General features: G+C 63.7%; 23 protein-coding genes. 19 read left to right on the forward strand and 4 right to left on the reverse strand.

The genetic code is table 11. The features are described from left to right. The first annotated feature begins 4 nt into the window (after positions 1-4). The 4 genes from C2L65_RS06800 to C2L65_RS06815 all read left to right on the forward strand — a co-directional run bounded on the left by C2L65_RS06800 (position 5) and on the right by C2L65_RS06815 (position 3334). On the forward strand, positions 5-973 hold the full coding sequence (locus C2L65_RS06800; RefSeq protein ID WP_042314792.1) for a 2-hydroxyacid dehydrogenase: 969 nt from the start codon (positions 5-7) through the stop codon (positions 971-973). Continuing rightward, a complete protein-coding gene (locus C2L65_RS06805) occupies positions 970-2028 on the forward strand; it encodes a LacI family DNA-binding transcriptional regulator (RefSeq protein WP_042314791.1) in 1059 nt (352 codons plus the stop codon). Before C2L65_RS06800 ends, C2L65_RS06805 begins: the two co-directional genes overlap by 4 nt. Positions 2029-2128: 100 nt before the next feature. Continuing rightward, positions 2129-2923, forward strand: coding sequence for a YhfC family intramembrane metalloprotease (locus C2L65_RS06810; RefSeq protein ID WP_042314790.1), 795 nt, complete (start codon positions 2129-2131; stop codon positions 2921-2923). A gap of 45 nt (positions 2924-2968) precedes the next feature. Next, positions 2969-3334, forward strand: a complete 366-nt coding sequence (locus tag C2L65_RS06815) for a DUF3022 domain-containing protein (protein WP_042314789.1) — start codon at positions 2969-2971, stop codon at positions 3332-3334. A 16-nt stretch (positions 3335-3350) separates the two neighbouring features. Here the strand turns inward: C2L65_RS06815 and C2L65_RS06820 are convergent, their stop codons facing one another. Both C2L65_RS06820 and C2L65_RS06825 read right to left on the reverse strand, forming a co-directional pair. Next, entirely contained in the window at positions 3351-3788 is a 438-nt protein-coding gene (locus C2L65_RS06820; RefSeq protein WP_042314788.1) for a PGDYG domain-containing protein, read from the reverse strand. A gap of 197 nt (positions 3789-3985) precedes the next feature. Next, positions 3986-4498, reverse strand: a complete 513-nt coding sequence (locus tag C2L65_RS06825; protein WP_042314787.1) for a Spy/CpxP family protein refolding chaperone — start codon at positions 4496-4498, stop codon at positions 3986-3988. Positions 4499-4650: 152 nt separating this feature from the next. Between C2L65_RS06825 and C2L65_RS06830 the strand changes: the two genes are divergently transcribed. The 3 genes from C2L65_RS06830 (at position 4651) to C2L65_RS06840 (ending at position 7441) form a co-directional block, all read left to right on the forward strand. After that, positions 4651-5535, forward strand: coding sequence for a LysR family transcriptional regulator (locus C2L65_RS06830; protein WP_042314786.1), 885 nt, complete (start codon positions 4651-4653; stop codon positions 5533-5535). 137 nt (positions 5536-5672) lie between these two features. Then, complete coding sequence (locus C2L65_RS06835) at positions 5673-6137, forward strand: Lrp/AsnC family transcriptional regulator (RefSeq protein ID WP_042314785.1); 465 nt, start codon at positions 5673-5675, stop codon at positions 6135-6137. Positions 6138-6343: 206 nt separating this feature from the next. Further along, complete coding sequence (locus C2L65_RS06840; RefSeq protein ID WP_042314784.1) at positions 6344-7441, forward strand: saccharopine dehydrogenase family protein; 1098 nt, start codon at positions 6344-6346, stop codon at positions 7439-7441. A gap of 162 nt (positions 7442-7603) precedes the next feature. Here C2L65_RS06840 and C2L65_RS06845 read toward each other — a convergent pair whose 3' ends face one another. After that, positions 7604-8224, reverse strand: a complete 621-nt coding sequence (locus C2L65_RS06845) for a P-loop nucleotide/nucleoside kinase family protein (RefSeq protein WP_042314783.1) — start codon at positions 8222-8224, stop codon at positions 7604-7606. A 169-nt stretch (positions 8225-8393) separates the two neighbouring features. On the opposite strand from C2L65_RS06845, the gene C2L65_RS06850 reads away from it, so the two are divergent. The 4 genes from C2L65_RS06850 (at position 8394) to corA (ending at position 10799) form a co-directional block, all read left to right on the forward strand. Next, on the forward strand, positions 8394-8639 hold the full coding sequence (locus tag C2L65_RS06850) for a FitA-like ribbon-helix-helix domain-containing protein (RefSeq protein WP_042314804.1): 246 nt from the start codon (positions 8394-8396) through the stop codon (positions 8637-8639). Then, a complete protein-coding gene (locus tag C2L65_RS06855; protein ID WP_081921406.1) occupies positions 8626-9054 on the forward strand; it encodes a type II toxin-antitoxin system VapC family toxin in 429 nt (142 codons plus the stop codon). Before C2L65_RS06850 ends, C2L65_RS06855 begins: the two co-directional genes overlap by 14 nt. Positions 9055-9143: 89 nt before the next feature. Further along, positions 9144-9617, forward strand: coding sequence for a hypothetical protein (locus C2L65_RS06860; RefSeq protein ID WP_081921404.1), 474 nt, complete (start codon positions 9144-9146; stop codon positions 9615-9617). A gap of 204 nt (positions 9618-9821) precedes the next feature. Further along, positions 9822-10799 carry a magnesium/cobalt transporter CorA gene (gene corA, locus C2L65_RS06865; protein WP_042314781.1) on the forward strand — a complete coding sequence of 326 codons (978 nt, stop codon included), beginning with the start codon at positions 9822-9824 and terminating at the stop codon, positions 10797-10799. 42 nt (positions 10800-10841) lie between these two features. On the opposite strand, the gene C2L65_RS06870 is transcribed toward corA, so the two are convergent. Continuing rightward, positions 10842-11480: a LysE family translocator gene (locus C2L65_RS06870; protein WP_042314780.1), complete on the reverse strand. Its 639-nt coding sequence runs from the start codon at positions 11478-11480 to the stop codon at positions 10842-10844. Between the two features lie 549 nt (positions 11481-12029). Between C2L65_RS06870 and C2L65_RS06875 the strand changes: the two genes are divergently transcribed. The 8 genes from C2L65_RS06875 (at position 12030) to C2L65_RS06920 (ending at position 24063) form a co-directional block, all read left to right on the forward strand. Then, positions 12030-12986: a sugar ABC transporter substrate-binding protein gene (locus C2L65_RS06875; protein ID WP_042314779.1), complete on the forward strand. Its 957-nt coding sequence runs from the start codon at positions 12030-12032 to the stop codon at positions 12984-12986. A 328-nt stretch (positions 12987-13314) separates the two neighbouring features. Beyond that, positions 13315-14901, forward strand: coding sequence for a sugar ABC transporter ATP-binding protein (locus C2L65_RS06880; RefSeq protein WP_042314778.1), 1587 nt, complete (start codon positions 13315-13317; stop codon positions 14899-14901). Then, on the forward strand, positions 14898-15944 hold the full coding sequence (locus tag C2L65_RS06885) for an ABC transporter permease (protein ID WP_042314777.1): 1047 nt from the start codon (positions 14898-14900) through the stop codon (positions 15942-15944). The genes C2L65_RS06880 and C2L65_RS06885 overlap by 4 nt, the downstream gene beginning before the upstream one ends. 117 nt (positions 15945-16061) lie before the next feature. Continuing rightward, positions 16062-17105 (forward strand): LacI family DNA-binding transcriptional regulator, encoded by a 1044-nt coding sequence (locus tag C2L65_RS06890; RefSeq protein ID WP_042314776.1) that lies wholly within the window; start codon positions 16062-16064, stop codon positions 17103-17105. Between the two features lie 75 nt (positions 17106-17180). After that, positions 17181-18110 (forward strand): ribokinase, encoded by a 930-nt coding sequence (rbsK, locus tag C2L65_RS06895; protein WP_042314775.1) that lies wholly within the window; start codon positions 17181-17183, stop codon positions 18108-18110. A gap of 229 nt (positions 18111-18339) precedes the next feature. After that, complete coding sequence (locus C2L65_RS06900; RefSeq protein WP_103254516.1) at positions 18340-20088, forward strand: methyl-accepting chemotaxis protein; 1749 nt, start codon at positions 18340-18342, stop codon at positions 20086-20088. Positions 20089-20460: 372 nt separating this feature from the next. Further along, on the forward strand, positions 20461-21222 hold the full coding sequence (locus C2L65_RS06905) for a 2-keto-4-pentenoate hydratase (protein ID WP_042314771.1): 762 nt from the start codon (positions 20461-20463) through the stop codon (positions 21220-21222). Positions 21223-22140: 918 nt separating this feature from the next. After that, positions 22141-24063, forward strand: a complete 1923-nt coding sequence (locus C2L65_RS06920; RefSeq protein ID WP_007586951.1) for a PrkA family serine protein kinase — start codon at positions 22141-22143, stop codon at positions 24061-24063. Positions 24064-24191: the final 128 nt, after the last annotated feature.

A 24191-nucleotide genomic window follows, 5' to 3' on the forward strand; every position in this document is an offset into this window, starting at 1 on the left:
TTCGATGAAGCGAAAGATCGTCGCGTACAAGCCGCTGCCGGATGATGTGCTCTCGTATCTCCAGCAGCATGCCGAGGTCGTGCAGGCGGACGCCGCGCAGCACGACGCGTTCGTCACCGCGCTGCAGGACGCCGACGGCGCGATCGGTGCGAGCGTGAAGATCACGCCGTCGATGCTCGACGGCGCCGCGAAGCTCAAGGCGCTGTCGACGATCTCGGTCGGCTACGACAACTTCGACGTGCCTGACCTGACGAAGCGCGGCATCGTGCTCGCGCACACGCCGGACGTGCTGACGGAATCGACGGCGGATACGGTGTTCTCGCTGATACTCGCGAGTGCGCGGCGCGTCGTCGAACTGGCCGACTGGGTGAAGGCGGGCGAGTGGAAGGCGAGCATCGGGCCCGAGTTGTACGGCGTCGACGTGCAGGGCAAGACGCTCGGCATCGTCGGTCTTGGGCGAATTGGCGGCGCGGTCGCTCGGCGGGCGGCGCTCGGCTTCAACATGAAGGTGCTGTACACGAACCGCAGCGCGAACGCCGAAGCCGAACAGCGCTACGGCGCGCGTCGCGTCGAACTGGATGAACTGCTCGCGAGCTCCGATTTTGTCTGCCTGCAGGTTCCGTTGACGCCGGAAACGCATCACATGATCGGCGCGAACGAACTGCGCAAGATGAAGCGCAGCGCGATCCTGATCAACGCATCGCGCGGCCAGACAGTCGACGAGAACGCGCTGATTGAAGCCTTGCAGACGGGCACGATCCACGGCGCAGGCCTCGACGTGTTCGACAAGGAACCCGTCGATCCCAACTCGCCGCTGCTGACAATGAAGAACGTGGTCGCGCTGCCGCACATAGGCTCGGCGACGCACGAGACGCGCCACGCGATGGCGCGCTGCGCGGCGGAAAACCTGGTCGCCGCGCTCGACGGCACGCTGAAGATCAATATCGTCAACCGCGACGTGCTCCCTCAATGAACACACCGCCGTCAGGCGCGCCGCGCCGCGCAACGATCAGCGACGTCGCCCGCGAGGCGGGCACGGGCAAGACGAGCATCTCGCGCTATCTGAACGGCGAGTTGAGCGTGCTGTCGCCACAACTGCGCGCGCGCATCGAAGCCGCGATCGAACGGCTCGACTATCAGCCGAACCAGATGGCGCGCGGCCTCAAGCGCGGGCGCAATCGTCTGATCGGCATGCTGGTCGCGGACCTGACGAACCCTTATTCCGTCGAAGTGCTGCAAGGCGTCGAAGCCGCGTGCCACGCGCTCGGCTATATGCCGCTGATCTGCCACGCGGCGAACGAAGTCGACATGGAGCGGCGCTTTCTGCAACTGCTGACCACGTATCGCGTGGAAGGCGTGATCGTCAATGCGCTCGGCGTCAGCGAAGAGACGCTGCGGCCCGTCGGCGAGGGCGGGATACCGGCTGTGCTGGTGGACCGTTCCGTCGATGGGCTCGTGACCGACATGGTCGGCCTCGACAACCAGGGCGCGACGGCGCTCGCGACGCGGCATCTCGTGGAACGCGGTTTCGACAAGCTGTGGTTTGTCGTGCAACCGTTTGAGCACATCAGTTCGCGGCGTCAGCGCGAAGCGGCGTTTCACCAGGCACTCGAACAGTATCCGCAGGTGAGCGGCCGCACCGTCGTGCTTGAACTCGGCGACGCTGACGAACTCGAGCAGACCTTGAGCGCGCTCGATGCCGAACTGGATGCGGCGGTTGCCGCGCATGAAGACCATGCCCGGGCGGGCGTCGCGCTGTTTGCGGCGAATGGGCCGGTCGCGCTGGCGCTCGCGCGGCATCTGAACCAGCGGCATGGTCCGAACTGGCAGAAGCGCGTCGCGCTGCTGTCCATCGACGATCCCGAATGGGCCGAGCTGGCCGGCATCACGACGATACGCCAGCCGACCTACGATATCGGCTATCGGGCCGTCGAGTTTCTGCATCAGCGTATCGATGGCGAGCAGACCAGCGCGCGCGATTGTCTGCTGCCGGGCGAACTGATCGAGCGGGCGTCGACGGTTCGCTGATCGACGCTACACGCGCCAATTCTCCGGTATTCGGGCATCGCGCTTACAATGCGCGGCGAGTTCCGCTCTTTGCGCGCGCAGTGCGCCCGTCCCAAAGCCCATGTCCGACTTGCCCGTTTCTCCCGTCACGCTTGCCGTGCTCGCCGTCGCGACGATTTTCGTCGCGCTGCTTCCCATCTACCTGTACCGCCGCTGGCGCGCGCCGTTCGCGTTGAACCGGCGCGACGCGATCGCGGGCATCGCCGTGTTCGCGCTGTCCGCGATGGTGATCGAGCGCGCGCTCAACGATTATCTGCTGCGCGAAAACGCGGCGACGAGCGAGTGGCTGTCCGATCCGCTCGCGTTCGTCGTCTATGGTGCGCTGGCCGCGGGCATCTGCGAGGAAGTGGGGCGCTTCATTGCGATGCGCTGGCTCGCACGGCGCGAGACTGGGGGCGCGACGAACAACGGCACCGCGCTTGCGTACGGTCTCGGCCACGGCGGCGCGGAGGCATGGCTCATCGGCGTGATGGTGCAGGCGCAATGGATCGCGTTCGGCGTGCTCGAAAATCGCGGGCAACTCGATACCTATCTCAGCAATATGCCGGCGGGACCGCTGATGCGCATCCATTTGCTGCTAGCGAGCATGTCGCCGGCGATGGCGGGCGTGTTCGTGCTCGAACGCGTGGCAGCGCTGGTGTTCCAGATCGGGCTGTCGGTGCTGATGTGGCGCGGTGTGCGTGCCGGCTGGCGTGCCATACTGCCCGTCGCGATCGTCGCGCACGCGTTGATCGATGTGCCGGCTGCGATGTCGCAGGCGGGGCTGCTGTCGCTCGTGACCGTCGATGCTATCTATGCCGTCGCGGCGATCGCAGTGGCTGCCGCACTGATCCGGGTACACAAGCGCGCAGCCTGATCGTCAACGCAGATCAACAGAGTAAAAGGCCAGAGGCCAATCGACATGGAAGCCTATCAGTTCGAATGCGCGAACCCGGAGATCGAAGAACTCGCGCGCGTGATCAGCGATCTCTTTCCCGAGCAGACGCAGTTCATCGAGCGTGCCGGCGAGAACGGCGTGCCGCAGATCGTCGTGCATTGGGTCGCGATGCGTTTCGGCTCGACAGCGAAGCGCATGGAGCTGACGGTTGCCATCGCACCCGCAGCGCTCGCGCGCTATCGCGCGATGCCGCCGCGCGCGCGGGGCCGCAGCTTCGCCATACTGCGTGCCTATGTGGAAGCGACGCTGGGGTCGCTCGAAGAAGAGTACGCGGAAGGCAAGACCATACCGCGCGAAGTGACCGTCGAACTCGGCGACGAGTTCGCGTAAGCCGGGAACGTCAGGCTCAGTCGGCGGGCCGGTAGACCTTGGCGAAGCGCGCAGCCTGCACGACGCCATAGTCGCCCGGCGCGTATTGCATGATCCAGTCGCCCGCCGTGCCCTTGAGGACGTCGCCGCCTTGCGCCGAGCGCGCGAGCGAGAACGCCTCGTCCATCCGCTTTGCGAGCACGACGGCGGGGCGATTGCGGTATGCGCCGGGTTCGCCGTGTGCCAGCGCGGCGTCGGCGGGTAGGTACTTCGCGTCGAAGCGTTCGCGCGACACGACCCAGCGGTCGCCCGTCGAGCCCGTGATCAGCGCATCGCCGAGCGCGTAGCGGTTCGGTCCTTCGAGGCTCATCAGTTCGCCGTCGCCCGCGGCGAATTGCACGGCGACGGTTTCGTCCTTGACGACGCGTTGCGCGGCCGGGTCGGTGAGCAGGTCGATGTTCTTGAGTTCGATCATGATGAGGCGAAATAACGCAGAGATTGACAGGGCCGCGTAACGTAGCCCAATAGGAGCCGAATAAGCGGGCATCGACGCGACATGCAAACAGCATCGCAAACGCGGCGCAGGCGCGCATGATGCCAGATTCTCGCGGCGCCTGATAAAAAAACGCCTGCCGGTGAGGGCAGGCGCTGTGCTATCCAATGCGATACAGGTTACGGCTTGACGGTTGCGTCCGAAGCCGGCGCGGCCGGCTTGCGCGAGCGGCTGTGATGCGGACGGCCTTCGGGCGGCTGACGGCGGAAGGTCGTGTCGGCCAGTTTCTTCTGCTCCGGCGAGAAGCTGTTGTACAGCGGCTCGAACGCGTCGACGAGCTTCTTCGTGCCGTCGGCGTGCGCCTGGGTGATTTCGGCGTATTGCTTCATGTCGTCGAGCGCAGAGACGTTCGGATTCGCATGGCGTGCCTCGAACAGCTTGCCCATTGTCTCGCCGTTGCTGCGCATGACGTCGGCGAACGCGTTCCACTGCGACTCTTGCGCCGACGTGATCTTCAGTTGCGTGTGCAGATACTTGATGCGCTCTTCGACGCGCTGCTCGTGACTAGCCTTGCCCGCACCCTGCGAAGCGGCCGACATAGCCGGCGCGGATGCGCCAGCGGGTGCCGCTGTCTGCGCGAATGCAGCGCTCATGGTCAACGCGGAAGCGAGAATAGCGAGAGTTTTTTTCATTGAGACTCCTGTTGTCTATTGGTATGAGACCAAAGCTGCACGATGTGTCGACGTCGACATCTATCATGCCGTGCGTTATTAGTATCACGATATCGCTGCATTGCGTCTCTATTGCGACAACTGCTTACAACCGAAACGATCGGAAATAGCCGGTGGATAAATTCGTCAGCATGGAAGTCTTCGTTGCCGTCGTCGAAGCGGGCAGCCTCACGGCGGCCGCCGAGCGCTTCGATCTGTCGTCGGCGATGGTCGGCAAGCATATCCGCTCGCTCGAAACACAACTGTCCACACGGCTTCTGACGCGCACGACGCGCCGTCAGAGCCTCACCGAAATCGGCCGTCAGTATTACGAGCAGTGCCGGCGCATTCTCGCCGACGTGAAGGCCGCGGAGTCGCTCGCGGAAGCGATGACATCCGCGCCGCGCGGCACGCTGAAGGTGACGGTGCCGCTGACATACGGCGTCGAAGTGTTTTCGCCGGCGATGACCGACTACCTTAACCAGTACCCCGAGGTCAGTCTCGAGCTCGATCTGTCGAACCGTGTGTTCGATCTGGTCGATGAGGGCTTCGATGCCGCCGTGCGGATTGGCCGCCTGCCTGATTCGAGTCTCGTCGCAAGGCCGTTGAAACCTTACCGGATGCGCGCGTGTGCGTCGCCTGCCTATCTGCAACGGATGGGCACGCCGAAGACTCCCGCCGACCTCCTGCATCACGAATGCCTCGGCTTTCTGCATTGGGGACGCGAAGGATTGTGGCGCCTGGACGGCGATGCCGAGAGCGACTACCAGTTGCGCCCCGGACGCTTTCGCGCGAACAACGGCCAGGCGCTGAAGATGGCGGCGCTGCGCGGCTTCGGTCTGGTGCTGCAGCCGGAAGCGCTGCTTGCGCGCGAGATCGAGCAGGGCACGCTCGTATCCGTACTCGAAGACTATCTGCCCGATGGCGCGCCCGTGCATCTGATCTATCCGCGCGACCGGCAACCTACACCAAAGCTGACCAGCTTCATCGACTTCGTGATCGAGCGCTTCGGCGCGTGATGTCTTCAACGCGCCGCGCCGTTTGTGGGATATGTGCAGCCCGCATGTATTCGCGCAAGCGTGCGCAAGGCGCATAATTCGCGTCATCGGCTCGCCGTGTGTGGCGAGCGTTTTCTCTCAACCTTGACCTTGAACCGATGAGACCACCGCGCCTCGATCAGCTCGACGAACTCGACCGCAACCTCGTCGCGTTGCTGCAAGCCAATGCGCGTGAAAGCGTCGCGAATCTCGCGCGGCAACTGGATGTTGCGCGTACCACGGTGATCGCGCGGATTGCGCGGCTCGAAAAGACCAACGTGATCGCCGGGTATAGCGTGCGGCTCGGGCAAGATGTGCTCGACGCGAGCATGCATGCGTATGTCGGCATCATCATCGCGCCGAAGTTCGGGTCGGACGTGCTGAAGAAGCTGAACCGCATGCCCGAGGTGCAACTGCTGTGCGCCGTGAGCGGCGAGTTCGATTACGTCGCGTGGCTGCGCGCCGATTCGCCTGAGCGCCTGAACGATCTGCTCGATCAGATCGGCGGCCTGGCGGGTGTCGAGCGCACGACGACGTCGATCATCCTGTCGCGCAAGATCGATCGCGGGATGAGCAGTCCTTGAGCCTACCGGCGTCTATTTTGCAGCTCGCGTTTACACGGTTTTGATATGTTTTCGACGAATCGACGAAACGCTTGGTCATTTCGTCGAAAATCATGGTCATTGCGCAGCACTTTGCGCCTATAAACCGACTCGCCTTCTCCATAAACTCTTAGGTAGAGGTTCGCTGCGGCGCGCCGACATCAACCAGAGAAAACAAGGAGAAGCGCATGAAAGTTGCCATCGTTGGCGCAGGTCTGATCGGTCACACCATTGCGCATATGTTGCGTGAGACGGGCGACTACGAAGTGCTCGCGCTGGACCGCGATCAACACGCGCTCGACAAACTGGCCGCGCAAGGCATCCCGACGCGCCGCGTCGATTCCGCCGACGCCGCCGCGCTGCGCGCCGAAATCCAGGGCTTCGACGCGCTCGTCAATGCGCTGCCGTACTACCTCGCGGTGAGCGTCGCGTCGGCGGCGAAGGGCGCAGGCGTGCATTACTTCGATCTGACGGAAGACGTGCGCGCGACGCACGCAATCCGCGCGATCGCCGACGGTGCCGACCACGCATTCATGCCGCAATGCGGTCTCGCGCCGGGCTTCATCGGCATTGCCGCGCATGAACTGGCCAACCGCTTCACCGAAATCCGCGATGTGAAGATGCGCGTCGGCGCGCTGCCCGAGTTTCCGACCAATGCGCTGAAGTACAACCTGACGTGGAGCGTCGACGGTCTCATCAACGAATACTGCCAGCCGTGTGAGGCGATCCGCGACAGCCGCACGCAATGGGTGCAGCCGCTCGAAGGCCTGGAGCATTTCTCGCTCGACGGTACCGAGTACGAGGCGTTCAACACGTCGGGCGGCCTGGGCACGCTGTGCGAGACGCTGTCGGGCCGTGTCGAGACGCTCGATTACAAGTCGGTGCGCTATCCGGGTCATCGCGACCTGATGCAGTTCCTGCTCGAAGACCTGCGCCTGTCCACTGACCGCGATACGCTGAAGACGATCATGCGCCGCTCGGTGCCGGCGACGGCTCAGGACGTCGTGCTCGTGTTCATCACCGTGACGGGCGTGCGCGACGGACAACTGGTGCAGGAAGTGTTCACGCGCAAGATTTTTGCGAAGACGGTCTGCGGCGTGCCGATGAGCGCGATCCAGATCACCACGGCGGGCGCGATGTGCGCGGTGCTCGACCTGTTCCGTGAGAAGAAGCTGCCGCAAAGCGGCTTCGTGCGTCAGGAGCAGGTGGCGCTGCGCGATTTCCTCGCGAACCGTTTTGGCCAACTGTACGAAGGCCGCGCGCTCGATACGATGGCGACCGTCTGACGCGAGGCAGGAAAGCAGCCGGACCGAGGGCCAGTTTGACTGATTGAGGCTTCAGAGAGAGCCGATTGTTTATCAGGCGATAGCGAAGCGGGCGTTCAACCTTCAACAGTTGACGTCCGCTTTGTCGTTTACCGCGTCGCGTTTGCCGGAATCGCGGGTGGGTTACACAGGCATCGGCGGTAGCAACACGCCGGGCGGCTGCGGCGTTTGCACGATCCGCGCGAGCAGCGCTTCGTAATCGGCAGATGCGGGTGCCGTGTTGTCGAACATCAGAAGGCCGTCTTGCGCGTCGCCCGTCGGCACGAAGCGGCGCTGCCGGTATTCATCCCAATGCGCGAGCTTGTAGGCGTCGTTGGGATTGCCGCGCGCGGCGATCCGCTTGCGCGCCGTTTCTTCCTCTGTCGATACCCACACGACGCTGATGTTCACATCCCTCGGCACGCCGAGCCACGCGTGATCGAACAGCTTGCGCTCGCGCACTTCGCGCGACAGCGGGCCGACGGCGATCACGCCGATGCCGAGCCGGAGGTTCTCGGCGGCCGTGTCGAACAGCCCCCGGTACTCCGGGTCGCGAAAGTGCTGAAGGAAGAGCGGGCTGTCGCGATCGTTCGGATCGCCCGTCAGCGCACCGATCGCGGCCGCGCTGTAGACGCCGTATAGCGTGTCCTTGTCGAGCAGGCAGAAGGCCTGGCCGGTTGCCCTCATCAATGGGCCGATCAGCTGTTTGGCGAGCGTCGTCTTGCCGGTGCCCGCATGGCCACAGATAAAAACCAGGTGCGTCACGTCGATGAATTCCGGTGGTGAAGGTGGGAGGGCGGCGCGCCGTTCGCGAGCCGCCGCAACCGATCTTGAATGGGATGGCGGCATGCCGCAACCCCTATGCCATCTGGCCAGATTGACTGCGCGAATCTGTTTGATATCATTGCTATCACACGTGTGGCGGGGAATGGAAATGGCAAATCTTTTGGTCCGAAATCTGGACGATGCGTTGGTGCAGAACCTGCGTGAGCAGGCCGCGGCTCACGGGCGCAGCGTCGAAGCAGAGCATCGGGAAATCCTGGCGCAGGCGCTCTTTCAGCCCAAGAAGCTCAGCTTTGCGGAATTGCTGATGAGCATGCCCGACGTCGGCGACGACGCCGACTTCGAGCGCCGCAATGACGTCACTGACGATAGCGGGGGACCGGGTGTATTTGGTTGATACCAATGTAATCAGCGAAATGCGCAAGAGCAGCCGCGCCAATCCAGGCGTGCAGGCTTTTTTCGAAACGGCGAAGAAAGGCGGGCATCGCCTGTATCTGTCGGTGGTGACGGTCGGCGAGTTGCGGCGCGGCGTCGACCTGATCCGGCATCGGGGCGACAAGTTCCAGGCGTTGCGCCTGGAAGGCTGGCTCGACACGATCATGAGTTCGTTCAGCAGCCAGATCCTGAATGTCGGCACCGACGTCGCGCAGACGTGGGGCCATCTGCGCGTGCCGGACCCCGAGCACTCGCTGGACAAGCTGATCGCGGCGACGGCCCTGATCTACAACCTGACTGTCGTGACGCGCAACGTGGCAGACTTCGATGGCACGGGCGCACGGGTGCTGAATCCGTTCCAGCTTCTTGACGCATGACCTGTCCTGCGTAGCAGCGGGCAAAGGCGCATGACGGCAAGACCAATCGACCAGCAGGGAAGGCGAACCATGCAACGGGGAGACGAACGATGACACGCACGCAAAGCCGCGCGTCGCGGGCAGCGATCAAGGTCATGACGGCGGCTTCAGGCGCTGCCGCCGCTGCCATCATTGCCGCGCTTCTCTCCGGCTGCGCAGCAACGCCCGCCGACAAGGTGCCGTTCAAGGATGTCCCCGCCGATCGCATCGTCAAGCAGGGCTACACGCAGCCAGGCGCCGACAAGGTCGCCGTCGATCTACGTCGCGAGCGGAGCGATAACGTGATCGTGCGGTTTCGGGACGCGCTCGTGTATGTCGACGGCGAGCGGGTCGCGGACATCATGAACGGCGAGCACATTGTCTTCTGGCTCACGCCCGGCACGCATCGCATCGGCGTGTCGACGCAGTTCGATCCCGTCGTCGAGATCAACTTCATCGTCACGCCCGACAGCCGCTACTCGAATCGCGCCAGCGTCTCGTTCAAGGACGATCACCGGATCATGCTGCGGCGCGTCGCCAATTGATTGAAGGTGAGTGAATGAGCTGGGCTCGGCGCGGCGTTGACAATTCGACACAGCGTATCGGTTCAACTCCACGTAACATCGCAGCTTGACACCGCGCGCCGCGCGGCTTTGCATTGGACCGCGACCCGACGGAGACATCGGCTCGCCCATCGCGACTAACAATTTGTAATCCGCAAAGCCGATTCGTATTCAAGGTATTCAATCATGCTGATCAACTGCGCCGCGTACCAGGACGGCCGCAAACTGGCCGACATCGAAATCGACGACATCAGCGTCTATGTCGCCAAACCCGAATGCTTCGTGTGGGTCGCTCTGAAAGATCCCGGCCCCGGCGAACTCGAAGTGATGAAGCACGAATTCGGACTGCACGAACTGGCCGTCGAGGACGTGCGCCATGGTCATCAGCGTCCGAAGATCGAGGAGTACGGCGACTCGCTGTTCGCCGTCATGCACACCATCGAAACCGACGACGACGGTGAATTCGTGATCGGCGAAGTCGATGTATTCGTCGGCTCGAACTATGTGCTGTCGGTGCGGCGCGGCACGCGTCACGGGTTTCAGGAGGTCCGCGCGCGTTGCGAGCGCGAGCCGCAACTGTTGAAGGAAGGGGCGGCGTTCGTGCTGTACGCGCTTGCCGACAACGTGGTCGACCGGTACTTCCCGATTCTCGAAGCAATCGGCACCGAGATCGAGGAAATCGAAGACCGCATCTTCGACAAGCACGATCTGGCCTCGTCCCGCGCGATCATCGAAGACCTGTACTCGTTGAAGCGCCGTCTCGTGATGCTGCAGCATCACATCGCGCCATTGCTCGAAGGCATCAGCAAGTTGACGGGCGGGCGCATTCCCGCCATCTGCGTCGGCATGCAGGCGTACTTCCGCGATGTGTACGATCATCTGGACCGCAGCGTGCGGACCATCGAAGGCCGCCGCGAAATGATCGTCACGGCCATCCAGGTCAACCTCGGCATGATCTCGCTGGCGGAGAACGAGGTGACCAAGCGGCTCGGCTCGTTTGCCGCGCTGTTTGCCGTGCCGACCATGATTGCCGGCATCTACGGGATGAACTTCCAGGAGATTCCCGAACTGCATTTCAAGTACGGGTATCCCATCTGCCTGCTCGTGATGCTGTTGATCGACTTCGGGCTGTACCGCGGCTTCAAGAAGGCGAACTGGCTTTGACACGCGCGGGCCGCCTTGACGAATACCTCAGCGCGAAATGTCTCAGCGCTTCGTCAATGCGAGCCGCACACCCAGGCCGATAAAGCCCGCGCCGATCACCCGGTCGATCCACCGCCGCACGGAAGGCCGCGAGTTCACGGCGCGCGCTGCCGTCGAGGCGAGCCACGCGATCACGCAGTCGTTGAAAAGCCCGAGCGTCACGAACACGGCGCCCAGCACGAGAAACGCGAGCGTCTTGTGCGGGCTGTCGGCGCTGACGAATTGCGGGAAGAACGCGATATAGAACAGCAGCACCTTCGGGTTCGACGCGTTGGTCACGAAGCCGCGAAACAGCAGCGTGCCGCGCGACAGACGCGGCGCGCCCGGTGCCGCTTCGCCCTTGACCACGGCGGCCGCCGTGGGCCACAGCATCCGCAAGCCGAGATACATCAGATATGCGGCGCCGATCCACTTGATCGCATTGAAAGCGCCCGGCGACGCCGCCAGCAGCGCCGTGATGCCGAGCGCGCACGCGACGGTATGCATGCAGCCGCCGAACGCGACACCCAGCGCGGAAAGCATGCCCGCGCGCCGTCCCTGGGCGATGCTCTGGCCAGCGACATACGCGATGTCCGGCCCGGGCGTCAGATTGAGTACCGTGACGGCGACGAGAAACAGCGGGAACTGGCTGATACCCAACATGGCAACCTCGTGGCAACTCTGCAGATGAATACACGGCCAGCCTCGATGCCGTGAGCAACGGCAACCGATGACCAGGCCATTCGGTCCATGATACCCCGTCCCATCTGTTGCGCCGATCGCGACGCCTGGCGCTATTTAACTTGCAGCACGCGCAATTAAGCGCCAGCATATGCGACCTGCCTGCCACATAACTTGCGGCTTGCGGGAAGATAGGGAAGCAGCAGTAAGGCGATACCGGCGCATTCCAGCGCCGTGCATCAACGAACGCCGCTGCGAGCAGCACGCGAGCCTTTGCACAGGCCGCGTCGTTCGCACAGGCCGACCAACGCAGAACAAGCGAGCCATTCTTGCAACGACGACATTCGCCGTACCGCCGAAGCTACACGGCAAGCCGTGCGTCCAGCCGCGCGCTGCACGTCGCGGCGCGCTGTGCAGCGCAGCACTGTCAGTCGTTGACACTGCGAACAGGCGCCGCCGAGAATAGCGCTCGCAAACGTTTGCGGACAATCAAAAACGGGCTCGCACGAGTCCAACAACTGGAGATACTGCATGAACCAACGCATTCGCCGCCGCGTTTTGACCACCGCCGTCGTGCTCACGGCAGCCGCCGCGATGCCGTTCTCGTCGGCGTGGGCCCAGGCCGCGAAGAAACCCAAAGTCGCGCTCGTGATGAAGTCGCTCGCCAATGAGTTCTTCCTCACGATGGAAACGGGCGCGAAGGACTACCAGAAGCACAACGCCAACCAGTTCGACCTGATCACGAACGGCATCAAGGATGAGACCGACACGGCGAACCAGATCCGTATCGTCGAGCAGATGATCGTCTCGAAGGTCGATGCGATCGTGCTCGCGCCGGCCGATTCGAAGGCGCTCGTGCCCGTGGTCAAGAAGGCGGTGGACGCCGGCATCATCGTCGTGAACATCGACAACAAACTCGATCCCGACGTGCTCAAATCGAAAGATCTGAACGTGCCGTTCGTCGGCCCGGACAACGCGAAGGGCGCCGAGAAGGTGGGCGACTATCTGGCCAAGAAGTTGAAGTCGGGCGACGAGGTCGGCATCATCGAAGGCGTGTCGACCACGACCAACGCGCAGCAACGCACGGCGGGCTTCAAGACGGCGATGCAGAAGGTCGGCGCGAAGATCGACTCGGTGCAATCGGGCGAATGGGAAATCGACAAGGGCAATGCAATCGCTTCGTCGATGCTCAATGCATATCCGAACATCAAGGCGCTGCTGTGCGGTAACGACAACATGGCGATCGGCGCGGTGTCGGCCGTGCGCGCGGCGGGCAAGCAGGGCAAGGTCTATGTGGTCGGCTACGACAACATCAACGCGATCAAGCCGATGCTGAAGGATGGCCGCGTGCTCGCCACGGCAGACCAGTACGCCGCCAAGCAGGCCGTGTTCGGCATCGACGTCGCGCTCAAGGCGATCTCCGAGCACAAGAAGCAGTCGGATCTGTCGGGCGTCGTCGAAACGCCTGTGGATCTCGTCACGAAGTAACGGCCCGCGCGGGTGTCGGACGGCACGCTGCCGGTGGTGCGTGCCGGTCTCGCGCGAATGTTAACCAAACGCTCAAGAAATTCGCCGCGCCGCCGTTATGCCAGAGGTAAGCGTCATGACGACGGGCCACTCGCGCGACGATGAGGACGGACAACGCGCATTCCGAAGTGTTCTGCTTCGGCATGCGCAGGGCTTTGTGCCTCGCTTGTGCCTGGTTTGTGCGCTTGCCGCATGACTTGCGCGGCCGCCGGCCGGCGCCGCCTGACGTGATGCCGGCCTCGCCGGATTCGCGCAGGCGCCGCACGGCGGCTACGAGATCTGGATCACGATGGCATCAACCGACCAACAAACATTGCCTGCCGTGCTGTCCGTGAAGGGCATAGGCAAGACTTACGTCGAGCCTGTGCTGGCCGATGTCTCGCTGGCGTTGCACGCCGGGGAGGCGCTCGCGCTGACGGGCGAGAACGGCGCGGGCAAGAGCACGCTGTCGAAGATCGTCGGCGGGCTGGTCGACCCGACGACGGGCACGATGCAGCTGGAAGGCAAACCGTATGCGCCTGCGAGCCGTACGGAAGCGGAAGCGCTCGGCATCCGGATGGTGATGCAGGAACTGAATCTGCTGCCAACCTTGTCGGTCGCGGAGAACCTGTTTCTGAACCGTCTCCCGCGCAACGGTTTTGGCTGGATCGATCGCGGCAAGCTGCGCGAGGATGCGCGCGCGGCGATGGCGCAAGTCGGGCTGGAGGCGATCGACCCGGACACGCTGGTCGGCGAGCTGGGCATCGGCCATCAGCAGATGGTGGAGATCGCGCGCAACCTGATCGGCGATTGCCGCGTGCTGATTCTGGATGAGCCGACGGCGATGCTGACGGCGCGCGAAGTCGACCTGCTGTTCGAGCAGATCGACGCGCTGAAGGCACGCGGCGTCGCGCTCGTCTATATCTCGCACCGGCTCGAAGAACTGGCGCGCGTGGCCGAGCGGATCGCCGTGCTACGTGACGGCAAGCTTGTGCGTGTCGACGCCATGGCGAACCTGACGAGCGACCAGATCGTCACGCTGATGGTTGGGCGGGAGATCGGCGAGCGGATCGATCTGGGCGTGCGCAACATCGGCGCGACGCTGTTGAAGGTCGAACGGATGAGCCGCGCGCCCGTGGTGCGCGACGTGTCGTTCGAGGTGAAGGCGGGCGAGATTTTCGGGGTCAGCGGACTGATCGGCGCGGGACGCACGGAACTGATGCGGCTCATCTACGGCGCCGACCAGAAGGATGGCGGCACGGTATCGCTGGCGGCTGCGCCAGGTGCTGCGCCCACTCCCGTGCGGATCGACGCGCCCGCCGACGCCGTGAAGCACGGCATCGCGCTGATCACGGAAGACCGCAAGGGCGAAGGCCTGTTGCTGCCGCAGCCGATCGCGGCGAACGTTTCGTTGGGCAATCTGCGCAGCGTCGCGCGGCATGGCATCGTCGATGCGAAGCGCGAGAATGCGCTGGCGAAGAAACAGATCGACGCGATGCGCATCCGCACGTCGGGGCCGGCGCAGCCGGTCGGCGAGCTGTCGGGCGGCAACCAGCAGAAAGTGGTGATTGGCCGCTGGCTCGCGCGCGATTGCAGGGTATTGCTATTCGACGAACCGACGCGCGGCATCGATGTCGGCGCGAAGTTCGATATTTATGGATTGATGGGCGCGCTGGCTCGGGATGGGCGCGCGCTGGTGGTCGTGTCGAGCGACCTGCGTGAACTGATGCTGATCTGCGACCGGATCGGCGTGATGTCGGCGGGACGCATGACGGGTGTGTTCAAACGGGACGAGTGGACCCAGGACGCGCTGCTCGCGGCGGCATTCGCGGGCTATCGCAATCGCGAGGCGCTGCTGCACACGCACGACACCGACGAGGGAGAAACTCAGTCATGAACGACCAACGGGTCACGGACAAGGATTCGACGAGGAGCGCCGGCACCGGTACGTCGGCGCCCGCCGCCGATCCGTCGGCGCCGCTCGCAAGCGGCAAGCCGGCGGGCACGCGTCTGGGCTTTTCGAACTATCTTGGCCTGATGGGCGCGCTGATCGCGATGATCGCGCTGTTCTCGGTGCTGAGTTCGCATTTCCTGACCTACGAGACCTTCGTCACGATCGCGAACCAGATTCCCGATCTGGTCGTCATGTCGGTGGGGATGACCTTCGTGCTGATCATCGCGGGCATCGACCTGTCGGTGGGCTCGGTGCTGGCGCTGGGCGCGTCGGTCGTGAGCGTCGCGGCGCTGAAGTGGCAGCTCGGTCCGTTCGCGGCGGCGGTGCTAGGTCTCGCCGCGGCGGCGCTGACGGGCACGGTCACGGGCGCGGTGACGGTGGGCTGGCGAATTCCGTCGTTCATCGTGTCGCTCGGCGTGCTGGAAGCGGCGCGCGGGCTGGCTTACCAGATGACGAATTCGCGCACCGCCTATATCGGCGACGCGTTCGACTTCCTGTCCAACCCGATCGCCGTCGGTATTTCGCCGGCCTTCCTGATCGCGGTGGCCGTGATGATCATCGCGCAACTGGTGCTCACGCGCACGGTGTTCGGCCGCTATCTGGTCGGCATCGGCACGAACGAGGAAGCGGTGCGGCTCGCGGGCGTGAACCCGAAGCCGTACAAGGTGATCGTATTTGCATTGATGGGCGCGCTGTCCGGGCTCGCGGCGCTGTTTCAGATTTCGCGTCTGGAAGCGGCCGACCCGAACGCGGGTGCCGGGGTGGAACTGCAGGTGATCGCGGCCGTCGTGATCGGCGGCACGAGTCTGATGGGCGGGCGCGGCTCGGTGATCAGCACGTTTTTCGGCGTGTTGATCATTTCGGTGCTGGCGGCGGGCCTCGCGCAGATCGGCGCGAACGAGCCGACCAAGCGGATCATCACGGGCGCCGTGATCGTGGTCGCGGTCGTGCTGGACACGTATCGCAGCAGGCGCAAGCGCAGTTGAAACAGGGGCCGCCGTGGCGCGGGACGGCGGACACCCAGTAAGAACTAACGAGAGCACCGCGGATGCAGCATGAGCTGCATTGGCCAGTAGTCAGAACAGGCAGGGGGTTTTCAGCTTATGGCGACGATCAAGGATGTGGCGGCCATAGCCGGCGTGTCGTTCACGACGGTGTCGCATGTCGTGAACAATACGCGGCCGGTGTCGGCGGATGTGCGCTCGAAGGTCGAACTGGCGATCCGCCAGCTCAACTACGTGCCGTCCGCCGTCGCGCGGTCGCTGAAGGCACGCTCGACGGCGACGATCGGGCTCGTCGTGCCGAACAGCACGAACCCGTATTTCGCGGAAATGGCGCGCGGGATCGAGGATGGTTGCGCGCGCAATGGCTATTGCCTGTTCTTCTGCAACTCGGACGACGATCCGGCGAAGCAACGCAATTATTTGCGGGTGCTGCAGGAAAAGCGCATCGACGGGTTGATCGTCGCATCGGCGGGCGATGACGCGACGCTTGCCAAGACGCTGGCCGATTCGCGCGAGCCGCTGGTGATCGTCGACCGGAACATCGAAGGCATATCCGCCGATCTCGTGCAGATCGACCACGAAAAGGGCGCTTACCTCGCGACGCGCCATCTGCTGCAACTCGGACACTCGAAGATCGGCTGCATCACGGGCCCGGTCGAGACGGCCGTCAGCGCGATGCGCGTGCATGGCTTCATCCGCGCGATGGCCGAACGCGGCATCGAGATCGCGCCGAACGGCATCGTCGAAAGTGACTTCTCGGGCAGCGGCGGCTACCGCGCGGCGGGGCAACTCTTCGACACCGTACAGCCGACGGCAATCTTCGCGGGCAACGACATGATGGGCATCGGCGCGCTGCGCGCGGCGGCCGAACGCGGCCTGCGCGTGCCGCAGGACGTGTCGGTGATCGGTTTCGACGATATCGAACTGGGGCGCTTCACGTACCCGGCGCTGTCGACGGTCGGCCAGTCGGTGCGCGCGCTCGGCGAAATGGCGGCGCAGACGCTGATCGAGCGGATCAGCGGCACGCCGGCGGGCGCGCCCACGGGCGCCGGGTTCCGGCGCCGCGTGATCGCGCCGCGCCTGATCCTGCGCGAATCGACGGCGGCTTTTGCGGGTGCGCGTCGCGGGGCCAAAGCGGCCTGAGCGCAGCCGTGGCGCACGCATGACGAATGCGGGCGCAACGAGGAAGTACCCGGTTGGCAACAACAGGAGGCAACCGTGGCAACGAATGAAGCGCGCGGCCACGTAACCGTGGTCGGCAGTCTGAATATGGATCTCGTCGCACGTGCGCCGCGCCTGCCGCAGCCCGGCGAAACGCTCGCGGGCCACGCGTTCGCGCAGGTCGCGGGCGGCAAGGGCGGCAATCAGGCCGTCGCCGCGGCCCGCCTCGGCGCGCAGGTGTCGATGCTCGGCTGTGTAGGCGCCGATGCGAACGGCGCGCAACTGCGCGCGGGCCTCGAAGCGGAAGGCATCGACTGCGCGGCGCTGGAGACGAGCGCGACGGCGCCGACAGGCGTCGCGCTCATCATCGTCGACGACGGCAGCCAGAACGCGATCGTCATCATCGCGGGCAGCAACGGCGAGGTGACGCCCGCGACGCTCGCGCGGCATGAAGCCGCGCTGGCGGCGGCGCAGGTCGTGATCTGCCAGCTGGAGACGCCGCCCGCCGCCGTGCATGCGGCGCTGGCCGCCGCGCGACGGCTCGCCAAGACCGTCATTCTTAACCCCGCACCCGCTACGGGCCCGCTGCCCGCAGACTGGCTGCCTCTCATCGACTATCTGATTCCGAACGAACTCGAAGCCGCGACGCTGACGGGCTTGCCTGTCACGTCTCCCGCTGAGGCGAACGCCGCCGCCGACGCATTGCGCCGCGCTGGCGCCCGCAATGTGATCGTCACGATCGGCGCGCAGGGCGTCGTGGCCGCGCTCGGCGAGGCGGCGCCACAGCATTTCGATGCACCGCGCGTCAAGGCCGTCGATACGACGGCTGCAGGCGACACGTTCATCGGCGGCTTTGCCGCGCAACTGGCGCGCGGCGCGGATGTCGCCGACGCGATCCGCTTCGCGCAGCGCGCCGCGTCGATTTCGGTGACGCGCGCCGGGGCGCAGCCGTCCATTCCTACCCGCGCCGAAGTCGGCGGCGCCTGACACGCGCGACGCTCGAAGCCAGCGGGCGCGGCGGCGCCCGTTGTCGCTTGTAATACTTACAAACTCTTCCAGGCCATTTCCTCAGACCATATAGAAGCTTCAAGTCTTCCGTCGATGTGCCGTAAACGCAGTCAGAGCGCCATGATCCATAGCAAACGGCGCCGCGCACAACCACCGCATACGCAATGCGTTATCAAGCGCCTCTCATCGACATCTCACAGGAAGAAGCATGAATAAGGGCATCACCATCAAGGCGCGAATCGGCCTGACGATGGCTTTTCTCGCCGCGTTGCTGGTCGCGATCGGCCTTCTCGGGCTGTTCGGCCTGAGCCGCTCGAACGAATCGATGCGCGACATGTACACGAACCAGATGCCGAGTGCCGTCGATATCGGCAACGCCGAGATCTATGCGGCGCGCGAGCGTCTCGCGCTGGATCGCGCGGCGTTCATGATCGGCACGCCGGAAGCGGCTTCGACGCTGGAGCGCGCCCGTTCGATGCGTACATTGTCGGATGAATGGTGGAAACGGTATCTGTCGCTGCCGCGCGAAAGCGAAGAAGATCGCCTCGCGCAGGAAGCCTCGAGCAAGCGGGACGCGCTGCATCAGGTGATGGAGTCCTTCTACGCAATCGTTAGCGCAAACGATCAACCGAAAATTCTCGACGGCGCGAAGCGTCTGCAAGCCGCCTACAACGACCTCTCCACGGCCGACGACACGCTGCGCAAATACCAGTTCGAACAGGCAAAAGACGGCTTCGACAGCGCGCAGTCGAGTTTCTCGACGTTCCGCGTGTTCAGCATCATCGGACTCGCCGCGGGCGTGCTCGCCGCGCTGTTCTCATACTTCACGCTGCGCGGTGCGATTGCGCGGCCGCTGTCGGAAGCGCTTGGGCACTTCGACGCGATCGCCTCGGGCGATCTGCGCCGTCCCATCGTCCCGACCTCGCGTGACGAAATGGGCCAGCTGATCGAAGGCATCGGCAAGATGCAGCGCAGCCTGACGGAGACGGTTCGTTCCGTGCGTTCGGGGAGCGAGTCGATCGCCACGGCCACGCGCCAGATCGCGGCGGGCAATATCGACCTGTCGTCGCGCACGGAAGAACAGGCCTCGGCGCTGCAGGAAACGGCATCGAGCATGGAAGAGCTCACGGGCACCGTGAAGCAGAACGCCGACAATGCTCGCCAGGCGAGCGCGCTCGCGGCGAACGCGTCGGATATCGCCAACAAGGGCAGCTCGGTGGTCGGCCAGGTGGTCGGCACCATGGGTGACATCAACCAGAGCTCGGCGAAGATCGCGGACATCATCGCGATCATCGAAGGCATTGCGTTCCAGACCAACATCCTCGCGTTGAACGCGGCCGTCGAAGCGGCCCGCGCGGGCGAGGAAGGCCGCGGCTTCGCGGTGGTCGCGGGCGAAGTGCGCAGCCTTGCGCAGCGCTCGTCGGCGGCGGCAAAGGAGATCAAGGAACTGATCGATACGTCGGTCGAGCGCGTGCAGGCGGGCTCGGCGCTGGTCGACGAAGCGGGCCGCACGATGACGGAGATCATCAGCGCGGTGCAGCGCGTGACCGACATCATGGGCGAAATCGCGGCCGCATCCGAGGAGCAGAGCAGCGGCATCGACCAGGTGGCCCGCGCCGTCACGCAGATGGACGAAGTGACGCAGCAGAACGCGGCGCTCGTCGAGGAAGCGGCGGCGGCTGCGTCGTCGCTGGAAGAGCAGGCGGCCAAGCTGCGCACGACCGTTTCCGTGTTCCAGGTCGACGAGGCGGCCGGCGCATTCACCGCCACGCCGGCGAAGCGCGCCACGCGTCACGCCGCGCCTGTCAGCGCGCCCCGCAGGGTCGCGCCGTCGATGCCCGCGGTGAACCCGGCGCCCGCCGCGCCGGCCGCCGCGTCCGCATCCGCGCCCGCCCGTGCGGCCGCGGCGCCGCAAAAAGCGGCGGCGACATCGGATGCGGATTGGGAAACTTTCTGACGCACCAAAACTGGGCTTGCGAGGCGGCATGCGCCGCCATGCGTGAGCGAGCGCTTCGTCCGCTGGCGCGGACGCCTGCGTAGTGATGCAGAACCGGGGACGGCTGCCCATGCCAGGGCAGCCGTCTTTTTCTTTTCGGCGCACGCCGAACCCGACCCGGCGCGTAATTGTTCCGGTACATTGACGAACGCGGTGGCGAACTGGCCGCCCGATGTCGTCATGCATCGTCCCACGCCGCATGACAGCATGCAGACCGTATGACGTGAAGGCCGAGCGGCAACCTTCGTCGCGGCCTTTGCGTTGCCGCAACGCCATGTACCGTTGCATCTGCCTCGCGACGCCACGCCCCAACACAGCCAACAGGGAAACGACATGACGGATCACGACCTCGCGCAACGCATCGTGCATGCGCGCCGCCAGCACCGCGCCATCGGCACGCTGCCGCTCGACAGCCTTCCGCCCGATGCCGCCACGGCCTACGCGATCCAGCAGGCCGTGATCACGGGCCTGGGCGGCGCGACGGGCGCCTGGAAAATCGGTGCCAAAGCCCCGGGCGGTCCGACCTCGGGTGCGCCGATTCCGGCTGCGTTGACGCTTGCGTCGCCGGCGCGGCTCGAACATGGTGCGTTTTTCCGCGTGCTGCTGGAGCTGGAGGTCGCGTTCCGCTTTGCCGAGCCGATCGAGCCGCAAGGCCAGGCCTATGCGCGCGATGAAGTGCTTGCGCGCGTCGGTTCCGTGCTGCCCACCATCGAGATCGTCGACAGCCGTTTTGCCGAGTGGCCGAACATCGCGCCGCTCGCGCAACTCGCCGACGCCCAGAACAATGGCGCACTGGTGACGGGGCATCCCGTGCCTTATGCGTCGATCGCGCGCTCGTTCGATTTCGTTTCGCCCGAGCTCGAACTGACGTTCGACGGCAAGTCGCTCGTGCCCGAATCGCCGGGCAATCCGGCAGGCGACCCGCGCGAGCTGCTGGTGTGGTTCGTCAACCATTGCGCGGCCATGGGTATCACGATCGAACCGGACTGGACCATTACGACGGGCTCGTATGTGGGCGCGCATCGCGTCGATGGGCCGGGCCGCGTATATGGCCATATCGACGGACTTGGTGAAGTCGAAGTCGAGTTGACGTAAACCACTAACGTCCCACTGCGCGACGAACACCACCTCCATCCCACCCCATGCGGCAGCGGCACGTCGATGACGTTCCGCTGCATGCGCATGCACCCATGCCCGCCTGCACCCGCACTATCGATCGTGAAGGGCAGGCGACGACGGGCGAACATCTGGTTACATCCGCCTATTCAGATACGCACTGCACACGCCGTCATACAGACATGAACGAGCGTGCATGCTGACCCTGCGAACATCATGGATTTTGACGTCGCGCAACGTTTGCGACGTCGGGAGCATGCAGTCGTGCGTATGCAGGTTTGTGTTGAACGAATTGACATACGCGCTGACGAATAGCAGGAAATGCGCGTTGGCGCACATGCGAAACATGTAACACAGCGAGCGCGCTGTCGTCGCAAGCACCGATGCGCGCGTTATGGCGGAAAGGACGGCAGCGACGCTGTCGAAGCATGAAGCATCGCGACGATGGAAGTGAGTCACATGCACTGCACGTACATGCAAGACGCAGTAATGTGTGGACGTAATGTGGTCAGGCAGACAGCGTGTTACGTGGGTCTTTTGCGAATGTGCGTAAAAGTGCAGGAAACGCGAGTGCAGGAAACGCGAGTGCAGGTAACACGAGTGCAGGGAACCGCGCGATGCCACATGGTTCGTACGTCATGCGACAGATGAAGTGCGGGGAAGGAACGCAGGATGCAATGCAACACTGCCTGTCATGTTTCGCACGGTGTGGGCAATGATTGTAGGTGACCGAATTTGCGTCATCAAGCAGGGGTAGGACAGTGCTAGCTGTGGCGCGATTTTCACAACGTAGTTCGTGAAAAAAAATTTAAAAGGGTTTAGGATGAATTCGAGCGATGTCGTTTCCTGATAGCGCGCCGCGCACGACATCGTCCCAGACTTCGGCGAGGAGGTAGCATGGATATCTACAGCAGTTTCGCGACCCGCTTCGAGAAAACGCGAGAGGAGGAACTTTCGCTCGAGGAGTATCTCGCGCTCTGCAAAGAAAATCCCGCCGCGTACGCCACAGCCGGCGAACGCATGTTGACGGCAATCGGGGAACCGGAACAGATCGACACTCGTAACGATCCGCGCACCTCGCGCATCTTCGCGAACAAGGTCATCAAGGTATACCCCGCGTTCCGTGAGTTCTACGGAATGGAAGACGTGATCGAGCAGGTGGTCGCCTACTTCAGGCATGCTGCCCAGGGGCTCGAAGAAAAGAAGCAAATTCTGTATCTGTTGGGCCCGGTGGGCGGCGGCAAGTCGTCGATCGCCGAACGGCTCAAGCAACTGATGGAACGCGTGCCGTTCTATTCGATCAAGGGTTCGCCCGTCAACGAATCGCCCCTCGGGCTGTTCGATTATGACGAGGACGGTCCTATCCTCGAAGAGCAGTACGGGATACCGCGCCGCTACCTGAAGAATATTCTCAGCCCGTGGGCGGTCAAGCGTCTGCACGAGTACAACGGCGACATCCGCAAGTTCCGCGTCGTACGCCGCTACCCGTCCATCCTGCGGCAGATCGGCATTGCGAAGACCGAGCCTGGCGACGAAAACAATCAGGATATTTCGTCGCTCGTCGGCAAGGTCGATATCCGCAAGCTCGAGCAATATGCGCAGGACGATGCGGATGCATACAGCTATTCCGGCGGCCTGTGCCTCGCGAACCAGGGCTTGCTCGAGTTCGTCGAAATGTTCAAGGCGCCGATCAAGGTCCTGCACCCGCTGCTCACGGCCACCCAGGAAGGCAACTTCAAGGGCACGGAAGGCTTCGGTGCGATCCCGTTCGACGGCGTCATTCTCGCTCACTCGAACGAGTCAGAATGGAAGGCGTTCCGCAACAACCGCAACAACGAAGCACTGCTCGACCGTATCTTCGTCGTGAAGGTGCCGTACTGCCTGCGCTACTCGGAAGAGATGAAGATCTACGAGAAGCTGCTGCGCAATTCGTCGCTGTCCAACGCCGTGTGCGCGCCGGGCACGTTGAAGATGATGTCGCAGATGTCGGTGCTCACGCGCCTGCAGGAACCCGAGAATTCGAGCCTCTTTTCGAAGATGCAGGTGTATGACGGCGAGAACCTGAAGGACACCGATCCTAAGGCGAAGTCGTATCAGGAGTATCGCGATTTCGCGGGCGTCGACGAAGGCATGACGGGTGTGTCCACGCGCTTCGCGTTCAAGATACTCTCGCGCGTGTTCAACTTCGACACGACGGAAGTCGCGGCGAATCCGGTACACCTGATGTACGTGCTCGAACAGCAGATCGAGCGCGAGCAGTTCCCACCGGAAACCGAGCAGAAGTATCTGTCGTTCATCAAGGACGTGCTCGCGTCGCGTTATGCGGAATTCATCGGCAAGGAGATTCAGACCGCGTATCTGGAGTCGTATTCCGAGTATGGGCAGAACATTTTCGATCGCTATGTGACGTACGCCGACTTCTGGATTCAGGACCAGGAGTTCCGCGACCACGACACGGGCGAGAGCTTCGACCGGGCGTCGCTCAATGCCGAACTGGAGAAAATCGAGAAGCCTGCCGGTATCAGCAACCCGAAGGACTTCCGCAACGAGATCGTCAATTTCGTGTTGCGCGCGCGTGCCGCGAACGGGGGCAAGAATCCCGCGTGGATCAGCTATGAAAAGCTGCGCGTCGTGATCGAAAAGAAGATGTTCTCGAATACGGAAGAACTTCTGCCCGTCATCTCGTTCAATGCGAAAGGGTCGGCGGAGGAACAGCGCAAGCACGAGGACTTCGTCAACCGCATGGTCACCAAGGGCTATACGCCGAAGCAGGTGCGGCTCTTGTGCGACTGGTATCTGCGGGTGCGCAAGTCGTCATGAAATGCGTAGCGCAAAGCTCGCTCGAACGGGTTCGCTTCACCCGGTTCGCGCGAGCCTCCTGCGAGGCGCGAGCCGCATGGACATAAGATTGCATGCGCAACTTGCGCCCCGCGTATTCCAAATCGGAG

Origin of the sequence: Paraburkholderia terrae, from assembly GCF_002902925.1 — a bacterium.
GTDB classification, from domain to species: Bacteria; Pseudomonadota; Gammaproteobacteria; order Burkholderiales; family Burkholderiaceae; genus Paraburkholderia; species Paraburkholderia terrae.